Source organism: Tateyamaria sp. LSS28, from assembly GCF_059611725.1.
The window spans coordinates 568,714-580,329 of sequence record NZ_JCAPFI010000004.1 but is presented as its reverse complement, the minus strand read 5'-3'; the positions used below and the strand labels follow the sequence as shown (position 1 = coordinate 580,329).

Genomic DNA, 11,616 nt, shown 5'->3' with positions numbered 1-11,616 from the left:
CGGGAGCCTCCGGCGGGGATTTTTTGGAAACAGGGAAGGCAGGACCAGTTGCGCGCCGTTGCAGGAGACTGTGTTTGGAGCTAGGTGGGCTTTCATGCCGCGCTATGCCCTCAAAGTCGAATATCATGGTGGTCCTTTTGCCGGATGGCAGCGACAGGCGGATCAACCGTCTGTGCAGGGCGCGATTGAAAGCGCGCTGGCTCGGCTGGAACCCCGGGATCACACCATTGCCGCTGCCGGGCGTACCGATGCGGGCGTCCATGGGCTGGCGCAGGTCGCACATTGCGACATGGAAAGGGACTGGGATCCGTTTCGCCTGTCCGAAGCGCTGAACCACCATTTGAAACCGCACCCGGTCGCGATTGTCGCCTGCGCCAAGGTTGCGGTTGATTGGCACGCGCGCTTTTCTGCCGTTGAACGCCGCTACCTGTTCCGCATCCTGATGCGCCGCGCGCCTGCAACGCATCTGCGGGGACTGGTGTGGCGCGTCAACAATCGTTTGGACGCCGATGCCATGCAGGCCGGAGCGGACCACCTGATCGGGCGACACGATTTTACCACCTTCCGCTCGTCGATCTGTCAGGCAGACAGCCCGCTGAAAACGCTGGATCGCTTGGATGTCACCAAAGTGGACGGCGCGCATGGGCCCGAAGTTCATTTTGATGTGCGGGCGCGATCCTTTCTCCACAACCAGGTGCGCAGCTTTGTTGGCACGTTGGAGCGTGTGGGGGCCGGAGCGTGGCGTCCCGATGACGTCAAGGATGCACTTGAGGCATGTGACCGCGCCGCGTGTGGACCGGTCTGCCCGCCGGATGGACTGTATCTTGCCGGGGTCGGCTATCCGGACGATCCGTTCGCCTAGTCCAGTTCCATCAGCCCGGCACCCGCACCGCCAGATCGCGACGCATCACTGTCAGGCACATACGTCTTGGCGGCCAGAACATCCAACTGCTTCGAAAGAGATGGATCGAGGTGAAGCCGTTCCGGGCGCGTCCGTGCACTGGGTTCGGACAGCGAAAGACTGATCCGCACCTTTGGCCCCGCGATATCCAGTTCAGCCTTGCAGGGCAAAGCAGCCAGCCAGCTGACCAGCATGGCGCGGGTTCCGGCATCCTCTTCCATTGCATCGACGGGTCTGGCCGTCACTGACGCCGCTTCGACGATCGTTTCAACCCGGTGTGCCAAGGCAACGATTTTCTCGGGCTTGGACAAAGCCGCAGCGACAGCGCCCTGCGGACCTTCATCAGCGATATGACGGGCCAGCATTGCGCCAAAGGCCAGCGCCTGGGCGGGCGGCACCCCTGCTCCGCTGGCGGCTTTGACCCCCAGCGACTGCACTTCGGTCCATGACATGTTCATCGCTCCATCGCCGGAAGCCACCAATCATCCATCTCGGGACGTAGTTCACCCCCAAGGGGTGCGCCCTGTGCCAGCGTGATGCGGGTCCACAGGTCGGACTTTGGGTCGAACTTTGTCGCACCAAAGAAACTGAGCTTGCAACGCAGCATATCAATGGGGCGACAGGTCGCAGCAATCAGATTATCGTGGATTTCTGCGTAAGAGTAGCGGTTTAGAAGGGCGACCCGATTGATGGCATGGGCGTGATCAGGATGTTGTGCCGTGAATTCCGACACCGGCAGCGCGGCAGTTGGAAGATCGGCATAAAGCTGTGCAACACGGCGCGCGATGTCCAAAGGTGTTTCCAACTCGGCTCCGGGTTCGGCAAAACGGTCGCCCAGTCGCGGTTCCAGTTTGGCCTCGCTGACATACCAGAACCGCCGGCATTGGTCGGCGTCCTCATAGTCATGGGCAAGCGCCCAGCCCCATTTGGCTTCGATGGCAGACTTGAGTGCTTCAGTATCCGCAAAAGGCACGATCAGAGGCCCGAACCGATCCCCCATATCTTGCGCCAGGTCATCCACATCTTCCGGGCAGACTTCGATCAATAGCGCGGCTAGAAGTTCTTGTAGCGTGTCATTTTCACCTGCCGCTGCGTTCCAAAGCGCGGCAAAGGATCGCTCTGCAGGCACCGCATCAAAATGATGGGCAAACAATGCCCAATCCTCTTCCAGCTGCCGCAGAATGCCATTGTGATCCTCGGCCGGGACAATCCAATCCGCCAGATGGTGCTGCGCCCGCATCGCGAGCATTCTCAGCCGCGTGGCCTGCGCTTCGGTCATCGTCTCGCGCGCCAGCACGCGGGCCAGAGCCGTTTCACGCGCTTGCATCCAGTTGTGCAGCAGGACCGGGTGATTAACCAGGAAAGGTGCCATGCCCAGCCCGGTCGCATTGCCGATACCGATGTGCCGCGCAAGGTTCGGATCAAGCGCTCCGCCGCCCACATGCTGCACCAGATCAAGCGTGAAGTGCCGGATCAGGTAGACGGTCAGCATTTCGGCGGCAAATGGGCCCTCAAGCCCGGGGCGATCCGCAACCAACGTGCGATCTGCAATGCCGAACTTGCCATTGCCATAAACCGCCGTCGTGCGCATCAGGTAGCCGATGTCACAAATCATCTGGGGGTCGGGTTGTTCCCCTGCCCGCAGGGCTGCAACCGTTGAGTCCCACATGCGGACAGATTTGTTGGCCCGGCTGAGTACAAGGTCACGCGGGCTAAAACGTCCCGCCTCTTGCTTTGGGGCCTGTATGGCAATGCGCGCGATGTCATCCGATGAAGCGATCCCGTCAAAGAGGACAAAGGCGGCATCCCATGCCGTTGCGATCACCCGATCACTGCGTTGGTCTGCAGGCAGGTCGTTCGAGATTGCGACCAACGAATAGGTGCTACCACCCAAATCAACGGCATAGGCGGCCTGACCATGGCCTTCATCCGACACATTCCAATGAATGCGCCGAACAGCAGCGCGTTCTGTGCACAACCGCCGGACTAGCACGCGCAAAAAGCTGAGCCTTGTGGGCATCATTTGCCCCATGCGCGCAAGGCGCATCACCGTTTCGGGTGGGCGCAAAGGCTCTGTATGCGGGACATGATCTTTCATGCCTTCAATAGGGCCAAGAGTCGGCCTTGTGGCAAGTCATTTTGCGCAATTCGGCCCGTTCATGCAGGCCGTTGCATGGCTCTGACAATCACATCGCCTGTTGCGTGTATTTCTTCAGCTCGGCCCGGGCCACCTGACGGCGGTGCACAGCATCCGGCCCATCAGCCAGACGCAAGGTGCGTTGATGCGTCCACGCGATCGCCAATGGTGTATCCTGACTGATCCCCTGCCCGCCGTGCATTTGCACCGCTTCATCGATGACCTTAAGCGAGACACGCGGCGCAATCACCTTGATCTGACTGATCCATGGGGCGGCGGCACGCGCATCGCCCTGGTCCATCATCCACGCGGCCTTGAGGCACAGAAGCCGGGCCATTTCGATCTCCATCCGGCACTCGGCAATGATGTCGTAGTTGGCACCCAGCTGGGCCAGTGGCTTGCCGAACGCCTCCTTGGACAGCGACCGTTTGCACATCAGCTCAAGTGCTCCTTCGGCCTGACCGATGGCACGCATGCAGTGGTGGATGCGACCCGGCCCAAGGCGGCCTTGTGCAATCTCGAACCCCCGCCCTTCACCGAGAAGGATGTTTTCGGCAGGCACGCGCACATTCGTGAACCTGATATGCATATGCCCGTGCGGTGCATCGTCATGGCCGTAAACCATCATAGGGCGCAGCACCTCGATCCCTTCTGTCCCCGCGGGGACAACGATCATGGATTGGCGCTTGTGCTTGGGCAGGTCGTCACCGCCTGTTTTCACCATGACGATATAAACCTTGCAGCGTGGGTCTCCGGCACCGGAAGCCCAGTACTTCTCACCATTCAGAACATAGTCCTCACCATCCCGCACACAGGACATCGAGATGTTGGTGGCATCGGACGACGCCACGTCGGGTTCCGTCATCAGATAGGCGGACCGGATTTTCCCTTCAAGCAAGGGCGCCAGCCAGTCGGACTTCATCTTGTCGGTTCCGTAGCGCTCGAACACCTCCATGTTGCCGGTGTCGGGAGCCGAGCAGTTGAACACCTCGGCGCCAAGCGGTGTCTTGCCCATCTCCTCGGCGAAATGAGCGTACTCCACGGTCGAAAGCCCAAACCCCTTGTCGCTGTCGGTCAGCCAAAAATTCCAAAGCCCTGCGGCCTTGGCCTTGGCTTTCAACCCTTCCAGGATCTCAGTCTGCCGGTCGGTGTATTGCCACCGATCCCCCTTGGCGACTTCGGCTGCGTATTCTTCTTCGAGCGGCATGATCTCATCCCGGATCATGGCGGCCACCCTGTCCAGGAGGTCACGGTTCTCGGGGCGTAGCGTGAATGACATGTCCATGATGATCTCCTCCTGATGACTGGCAGGGTGGCGGATCAACCGGACCGTGTCCACCGGATCATGGACGTGACGCTAGGGCAATTTGATCACGCGGCCCGCAAACCAAGGATCGCACGGGCCTGCGTTGGGGTCGCGACGGGACGGTCATGCTTGGCACAAACATCAACCAACCGCTCGACCAACGCCGCGTTCGAGGGCGCAAGCGTCTGCTTGTCGAGGCGCACATTGTCCTCAAGCCCGGTACGCGCATGCCCCCCTGCGGCAACGGCCCATTCGTTTAACACGATCTGGTTCGCCCCGATCCCCGCCGCACACCACGGCGCGTCTGGAAACAGGCGCTGAACGGTTTGCACATAGAAATCAAAGACATGCCGATCCGCAGGCATGGCGTTCTTCACCCCCATCACGAACTGGACGTATGGCGTATCCTTGATCTTGCCCTTTTTGTGCATCTCCGCAGCCATGAGGATATGGCTCAGGTCAAACGCCTCGATCTCGGGCTTTACGTCATAGGTGATCATCTCGGCCGCTAGCCATTCGACCAACTCCGGCGGGTTCTCGTAAACCCGCGTCGGAAAATTGTTCGACCCCACAGACAGCGACGCCATGTCAGGGCGCAGTGGCAGCATTCCGCCACGCGCCTGTCCCGCACCAGACCTCCCCCCCGTGGAGAGTTGCACGATCATGCCCGGACAGTGCTTTTCCACGCCCTCTTTCAAAAGCGCGAACTTGTCGGGATCAGATGTTGTCGATCCATCTTCATTCCGCACATGCGCGTGACAGATGCTCGCCCCCGCCTCGAACGCGGCATGGGTGCTTTCAACCTGTTCCGGCACTGAGATCGGCACCGCCGGGTTGTCCGATTTTTGGGGGACCGAGCCCGTGATAGCGACACAGATAATGCAGGGGTCGGACATGGGGCGCCTCATTCTGGATGCTTCGTAACATCGTCCCTGAAACCCGGCGAAACGTCCAGTGCGCCCGCGCACGGAAACTGTGTGCTCAGTGTGGCCCATTCTGGCGCAAGCAGCACTCTTGATACAGCAAACGCCTGATTATTCGACAGGATTTCACATGAAACCCGCCAATTGCGTCGTTTTTGTTGCGACATTGCGTGGAATATGCAGGCTAAAGGTCATGTCCGGAAGACCCACGTATTTCGACGAGATGTTTGGCCACGGCACAGCCGCACGTGCCCCCTATGCCGATTACTCCAAATGGTTCGCGGACGAAGACACCGCCCGCCTACTCTCCAAGTCAGAGGAAGCCGAAGCGCTATTCCGATTGATCGGCGTGACCTTCAATGTCTACGGCGATCCAGACGCCACCGAACGGTTGATCCCATTTGACTTGGTGCCGCGTATCATCGCGGCCCGCGAGTGGGCAAAGGTGGCCAAGGGGATCGAACAGCGTGTGCGGGCGCTCAACGCCTTTCTGCATGATATTTATCATCGACAAGAGATCGTGCGCGCAGGACGCCTGCCTGCCGAAATGATCGCGCGCAACGATGCTTTCCTGCCTGAGATGATCGGCGTCTCGCCCCCCGGCGACATCTATACCCATATCGTCGGCACCGATCTGGTGCGCACCGGGGATGACGAGTTCTTTGTTTTGGAAGACAACGCGCGCACCCCTTCGGGTGTAAGCTACATGCTCGAAAACCGCGAGACGATGCTGCACATGTTCCCGGAGCTGTTCAGCAAGATCAAAGTGCAATCTGTCGGCCAGTACCCACGATCATTGCGCAAATCGCTTTCAGCCTGCGCACCGGATGCCTGCAATGGTCGCCCGACCATTGCCGTCCTGACACCGGGCATCCACAACTCGGCCTATTACGAGCACGCGTTCCTTGCCGATCAAATGAGCGCCGAGCTGGTTGAAGGGCATGATTTGCGCGTCGTGGACGGGCGTGTGGCGATGCGGACCACACGGGGCTACAAACCTATCGATGTGCTTTATCGCAGGGTGGATGATGAATATCTCGATCCGATGAACTTCAACCCGGACAGCGTTTTGGGTGTACCCGGCATCATGGACGTCTATCGCGCCGGTGGGATCACGATTGCCAACGCACCCGGCACGGGGATCGCGGACGACAAGGCGATCTACAGCTACATGCCGGACATCGTCGAATTCTACACCGGCGAAAAGGCAATCCTGCAAAACGTGCCGACGCATCGCTGTTCGGAACCGCAGGCCCTGAAATACGTGCTCGATAACCTTGCCGATCTGGTGGTGAAGGAAGTGCATGGCTCGGGCGGCTACGGGATGCTTGTCGGCCCTGCGGCATCCAAGAAAGAGATCGAGGACTTCCGCGCCAAGCTGGACGCCGCCCCCGGCAACTACATCGCCCAACCAACTTTGGCCCTGTCCACAGTGCCTATCCTGACGGATGCGGGCCTTGCGCCGCGCCACGTGGATTTGCGCCCCTTTGTCCTTGTCTCGCCTGACCGGATCGACATCACGCCCGGTGGGCTGACACGTGTGGCCCTTACTGAAGGGTCGCTTGTCGTGAACTCATCGCAGGGTGGCGGGACCAAAGACACTTGGGTGCTGGAGGAGTAGCGCGATGCTGGGCAAGACCGCAGGCGGGCTCTTCTGGATGTTCCGCTACCTTGAACGGGCCGAGAACACCGCACGTATGATTGACGCGGGGCTGCGCATTTCGCTGACGCGATCGAGCGCTGCAGAAAGTGAATGGACGTCAATCCTTTCCTCAACCGGCCTGAGCGCAGCATATTCCGAGATACACGGCGCGCCCGATGGCCCAAAGGTGATCGACTTCCTGCTGCGCGACCCGAACAACCCCGGCTCGATCATGGCAGGGATCGAAGCCGCGCGCATGAATGCCCGGGTTGTGCGCACTGCGCTCACCCGAGAAGTGTGGGAGGCGGTGAACGAGTGCTACATGGTGCTGAAGCGACTGTTGGCTCAGCAAGTCCAAGACCGCGATCTGCCGCGAGTGCTGCAAGTGATCCGTCAACGCAGCGCTTTTGTGCGCGGGGCGCTGCACGGCACGATGGTGCGCAACCACATCTACAACTTTGCCCGGATCGGCACCTTTTTCGAACGGGCTGACAACACGGCGCGCATCCTTGATCAGAAATACTATATCCTGCTGCCCTCGGTCCGGCTGGTGGGCAGCCCATCCGACAACGTGCAGTGGGACACGATCCTGCGCGCCACATCAACGACACGGGCCTACCAAACCCTGCACGACGGAGAGGTAGACCCCAAAGCGATCGCAAAGTTCCTGATCCTTGACGGTCGTCTGCCGCGCAGCCTCGCCTTTTGCTATGGCAAGATCGGCGACAACCTCGGCTACCTCGAGCAGGAATACGCGACCCGGCACACCTGCCAATCCCTCGCCGACGCGCTTTGTTCGAAATTCAAGGCGCACGACATGAACGCCATCTTTGACTATGGTCTGCACGAATTCATCACGGATTTCCTGCGGGACAGCGCGGCCCTGGGTCGCCAGATCGAAATTGACTACCGATTTATTGAATGACCCCATGCGCCTGAACGTTCTTCACAAAACCCACTACACCTACGACGCGCCTGTTCCATACGGGCTGCAGCAGGTCCGCCTGCGTCCCAAGTCCCGCCTTGGTCAATTGGTCGAAGAATGGCGTATCGATGTGACCGGGGGGCAGGTAGAGGTGTCGTTCGAAGATGAGCACGCAAATGCAGTTGATCTGGTCAGCTTCGCGTCGGGCCAGACCGAGATTGAGATCACTTGTGCCGGCATTGTCGACGTCGAAGACAAGGCGGGCATTGTAGGACCGCAAGGCGGATATGTTCCCTTGTGGCTGTTCCGGCGCAGTACGGTGCTGACCAAACCGGGTGAGCACGTGCAGGCGTTGGCAGACAGCGCGCCCGCAAACTGCAGCGATCTGGATCGGCTGCACGCCCTGTCCGCCCATGTTCTTGAACAGGTGCCTTACTCAACTGATCAGACGGCCTCTGACCTCACGGCGGAAGCCGTGATGGAGGCAGGTCATGGTGTATGCCAGGACCATGCCCATGTGTTCATCACGGCGGCCCGCCTACTCGGGTTTCCTGCCCGCTATGTCTCGGGATACCTGATGATGGATGATCGGGTCGATCAGGACGCCAGCCATGCCTGGGCAGAAGCGTATGTGGAAGGCTTGGGTTGGGTGGGGTTCGACATTTCCAACGGCATCTCGCCCGACGCACGTTACGTGCGTGTCGCCACGGGCCTTGACTATCGCGGGGCCGCCCCGATTTCCGGTTTACGCTATGGTAACGCCGGGGAAGATATGTCTGTGACCTTGCAGGTGCAGCAGCAATAGCGCAGATTTGCCGCGACTCGGGGCGGGGACACACAAGATATGACCTATTGCGTAGGGATGCGGTTAGATGCCGGACTGATTTTTATGTCCGACACACGCACCAATGCGGGCGTCGACAACATCTCGACCGTGAAGAAAATGCACACTTGGGAGGTGCCAGGTGAGCGCGTCATCGTGATCATGACAGCCGGAAACCTTGCGACCACGCAATCCGTCATCTCGCTTCTGGATGAGCGTTCAAAGGCCCCGGAAGATCGCAGCCCGTCGATCCTTGAAGCGCCGTCTATGTTTCAGGTTGCGAGAGAGGTTGGGCGGACGCTGAAAGAGGTGATCCAATCCAACGCCACAACGGGCATGGAAGCCGATGGCGCGTTTGGCGCAACCATGATCATCGGTGGGCAAATCAAGGGATCGCCGCCCCGCCTCTTCCTTGTCTATCCCGAAGGGAACTTCATCGAAGCTTCGGATGACACGCCGTTTTTCCAGATTGGCGAAGCGAAGTACGGCAAACCCATCATCGTCCGTGCCCATGATCCGGCCATGCGTTTTGAGGATGCGGTAAAGCTGCTCATGGTCAGCTTTGACTCTACCATCAAGTCGAACCTGTCAGTGGGCCTGCCACTTGATTACTTGACCTATGATCGCGACAGCCTGTCTATCACCCATGCCGAGCGGATCGAAGCGGATGACCCGTATTTCCAGACGGTTTCGAATGGATGGGGGCAAGCGCTGAAGGTCGCCTTTGATCAATTGCCTGAATTTGCCTTCAAGTGATCCCGCAGGCGCTGCGCGACGACATATTTTAGGGGGCTCCGCCCCCGCCCTGCGGGCTCCCCCGTGGTATTTTCAGTCAGAAGAAACTTCTAGTGCATGTCCGGCGGCAAGTAGTTGCGGATCGAGCTGGTTTTGCGGCTGTGGTTTTGGTCGATCTCTCGAAGTTCGACTGACAGCATGAAAGGGTGATGCGCCATGTGATCTGCGGTATAGGACTTGGCCGCCTCAAAGACCGCATCTGTGGCAGCGGTTTTCTGGTCCTCGGTCCGCCCGACGGCCAACCGGATCACAATGTCGATGAAACCGTGTTTTGGATCACCATCCGCGATCACGCTGTGTTGTGCAGCATGTGCGCGCACCCGAATACCCGCCGCAGGAAACACACCGGTAGCTGCCGCTGCATCCTTTAACGCACGGCAAAGGCCGTGCATGTCCAACTGACTTTCGAGATTGGCGGAGTAGTCGATCACGATATGAGGCATGTGCCGACTCTGTGCCCCCACCCTATCGTGCGCAAGCCAAAAGCGCGTCGATGTCGAGATGGGTCTCGAGATGATCCGCCAATGCGTCAAGCGTTGTTTCCACGGTATCGGCGTAAGACTGGTTGCCATGGTTCACAGCGAATCCCGCCAACCATGCCCGGCGAAAGCCATCATCGCGGAACATGCCATGCAGGTAACTGCCGGCAATCCGTCCATCTGCGCTGATCGCACCCTCATTCTGCCCCGCGACCTGCGCAAATGGACGCGCGCGATCGGGTCCCTCGCTGCGTCCAATGTGAATTTCATACCCGTGAAAGGCTTGCGCCGTTGGAACATGGACCGCCTCGATGGTGGTCAACCGTTTGTCATCTGTCATCTTGGTCTGGATATCCAGCAATCCGATCCCATCCGTAGCGCCTGCAGGCCCTTCAATGCCCTCAGGATCATCCACCACCCGTCCAAGCATCTGGAACCCGCCACAGATCCCTAAGACAGACCCACCGCGCCGCGCGTGGGCACGGATATCCTCGTCCCAGCCCTGGTCCCGCAGAAATTGTAGATCGCCCCGCGTCGATTTGCTGCCCGGGATGATCACCACGTCCGTGTCCGCAGGCAACGGTTGGCCCGCATGCAGCATGGTCAACCGCACCCCCGGCTCCTGTGCCAACGGGTCAAGATCATCGAAATTCGCGATACGCGACAGCTTGAGGCACACGATGTGCAGGCCATCCGGGCGGCGCGGTGTCGCGATATCCAGCGCATCCTCTGCTGGCAGTTTCCAGGCATCCGGAAACCAAGGCACCACGCCAAAGCCACGCCACCCTGTGTGTTTTTCAATCAGGGCGTAACCATCGTCAAACAGGCGCGGATCACCACGAAAGCGATTGATCAGAAAGCCCTGGATCAGTGCGGCGTCTTCCGGATCAATCACAGACTGCGTTCCCACAACCTGCGCAATCACCCCGCCACGGTCGATGTCACCAGCCAGGATCACGGGGCAGTCGGCGGCGCGGGCAAAGCCCATATTGGCAATATCACCGGGGCGCAGGTTCACCTCGGCCGGGCTGCCCGCCCCTTCGACCAGCACCAGATCATGTGCCTGCTTCAACCGATCAAAGCTGTCGAGTACATGTTCCATAAGCTGCGGCTTTAGCGCGGCGTATTCCCGCGCCTTCACCGTGGTCAGGCGCTTGCCCTGCACCACGACCTGGCTGCCCACATCCGTCTCAGGCTTCAGAAGCACCGGGTTCATGTCGGTATGCGGTTCCAACCCGCAAGCCATGGCCTGCAGCGCCTGGGCGCGGCCAATCTCGCCCCCATCGGTCGTCACGGCGGCATTGTTCGACATGTTTTGCGGCTTGAAAGGGGCGACGGATATGCCTCGGCGCTTTGCCGCGCGGCACATACCCGACACCAGCATCGACTTGCCGACATTCGAGCCCGTGCCTTGAAACATGAGGGCTTTCGCCATGATACCTCCATCCTGACAACCCAGAAATGCCAGATTCGTCGCGCATGCTGATGCGACGATCACTTACATGACACCACACAAACGAAACGGAAAGATCATGTTGGATTTCACAAACACACCCGAACGCCGCAAGCGCGCGGCCAAGGCGCGGGCACGCAAAACGATGATCCTGATGGGGCTGGCAATCGCTGTACCAGCGGCAGCTTGGGCCATCGACCTCGACACTGTCGCAGCGCTTTTGAGCTAAACC

Annotated in this window: 12 protein-coding genes; 6 read left to right on the top strand and 6 right to left on the bottom strand. The window is 59.6% G+C overall.

The window, feature by feature from the left end; translation table 11 throughout:
- Positions 1-94: 94 nt before the first annotated feature.
- Positions 95-862 carry a tRNA pseudouridine(38-40) synthase TruA gene (truA, locus tag AC53L6_RS15385; RefSeq protein ID WP_496908474.1) on the top strand — a complete coding sequence of 256 codons (768 nt, stop codon included), beginning with the start codon at positions 95-97 and terminating at the stop codon, positions 860-862.
- Here truA and AC53L6_RS15380 read toward each other — a convergent pair.
- The 4 genes from AC53L6_RS15380 to AC53L6_RS15365 form a co-directional block, all read right to left on the bottom strand.
- On the bottom strand, positions 859-1,353 hold the full coding sequence (locus tag AC53L6_RS15380) for a hypothetical protein (protein ID WP_496908473.1): 495 nt from the start codon (positions 1,351-1,353) through the stop codon (positions 859-861). The genes truA and AC53L6_RS15380 overlap by 4 nt on opposite strands.
- A gap of 2 nt (positions 1,354-1,355) precedes the next feature.
- Positions 1,356-2,999, bottom strand: coding sequence for a hypothetical protein (locus AC53L6_RS15375; RefSeq protein WP_496908472.1), 1,644 nt, complete (start codon positions 2,997-2,999; stop codon positions 1,356-1,358).
- Positions 3,000-3,087: 88 nt separating this feature from the next.
- Positions 3,088-4,323 carry an acyl-CoA dehydrogenase family protein gene (locus AC53L6_RS15370; RefSeq protein ID WP_496908471.1) on the bottom strand — a complete coding sequence of 412 codons (1,236 nt, stop codon included), beginning with the start codon at positions 4,321-4,323 and terminating at the stop codon, positions 3,088-3,090.
- Between the two features lie 86 nt (positions 4,324-4,409).
- The gene (locus AC53L6_RS15365; RefSeq protein WP_496908470.1) at positions 4,410-5,240 is read right to left on the bottom strand and encodes a 3-oxoadipate:acetyl-CoA acetyltransferase; all 831 of its coding nucleotides are present in this window, start codon (positions 5,238-5,240) and stop codon (positions 4,410-4,412) included.
- Positions 5,241-5,460: 220 nt separating this feature from the next.
- Here AC53L6_RS15365 and AC53L6_RS15360 point away from each other — a divergent pair, with 220 nt between their 5' ends.
- The 4 genes from AC53L6_RS15360 to AC53L6_RS15345 are packed head-to-tail and all read left to right on the top strand — an operon-like array spanning position 5,461 to position 9,413.
- A complete protein-coding gene (locus tag AC53L6_RS15360; RefSeq protein ID WP_496908469.1) occupies positions 5,461-6,888 on the top strand; it encodes a circularly permuted type 2 ATP-grasp protein in 1,428 nt (475 codons plus the stop codon).
- A gap of 4 nt (positions 6,889-6,892) precedes the next feature.
- A complete protein-coding gene (locus AC53L6_RS15355; RefSeq protein WP_299207485.1) occupies positions 6,893-7,834 on the top strand; it encodes an alpha-E domain-containing protein in 942 nt (313 codons plus the stop codon).
- Positions 7,835-7,838: 4 nt separating this feature from the next.
- Positions 7,839-8,639, top strand: a complete 801-nt coding sequence (locus tag AC53L6_RS15350) for a transglutaminase family protein (protein WP_299207482.1) — start codon at positions 7,839-7,841, stop codon at positions 8,637-8,639.
- 39 nt (positions 8,640-8,678) lie between these two features.
- Positions 8,679-9,413, top strand: a complete 735-nt coding sequence (locus AC53L6_RS15345) for a proteasome-type protease (RefSeq protein ID WP_496908468.1) — start codon at positions 8,679-8,681, stop codon at positions 9,411-9,413.
- Positions 9,414-9,502: 89 nt separating this feature from the next.
- On the opposite strand, the gene AC53L6_RS15340 is transcribed toward AC53L6_RS15345, so the two are convergent.
- Both AC53L6_RS15340 and AC53L6_RS15335 read right to left on the bottom strand, forming a co-directional pair.
- The gene (locus AC53L6_RS15340) at positions 9,503-9,895 is read right to left on the bottom strand and encodes a 5-carboxymethyl-2-hydroxymuconate Delta-isomerase (protein WP_496908467.1); all 393 of its coding nucleotides are present in this window, start codon (positions 9,893-9,895) and stop codon (positions 9,503-9,505) included.
- A 22-nt stretch (positions 9,896-9,917) separates the two neighbouring features.
- Complete coding sequence (locus AC53L6_RS15335) at positions 9,918-11,366, bottom strand: cobyric acid synthase (RefSeq protein ID WP_496908466.1); 1,449 nt, start codon at positions 11,364-11,366, stop codon at positions 9,918-9,920.
- A 97-nt stretch (positions 11,367-11,463) separates the two neighbouring features.
- Here AC53L6_RS15335 and AC53L6_RS15330 point away from each other — a divergent pair, with 97 nt between their 5' ends.
- Entirely contained in the window at positions 11,464-11,613 is a 150-nt protein-coding gene (locus tag AC53L6_RS15330; protein WP_299207471.1) for a hypothetical protein, read from the top strand.
- The last annotated feature ends 3 nt before the right edge of the window (positions 11,614-11,616 follow it).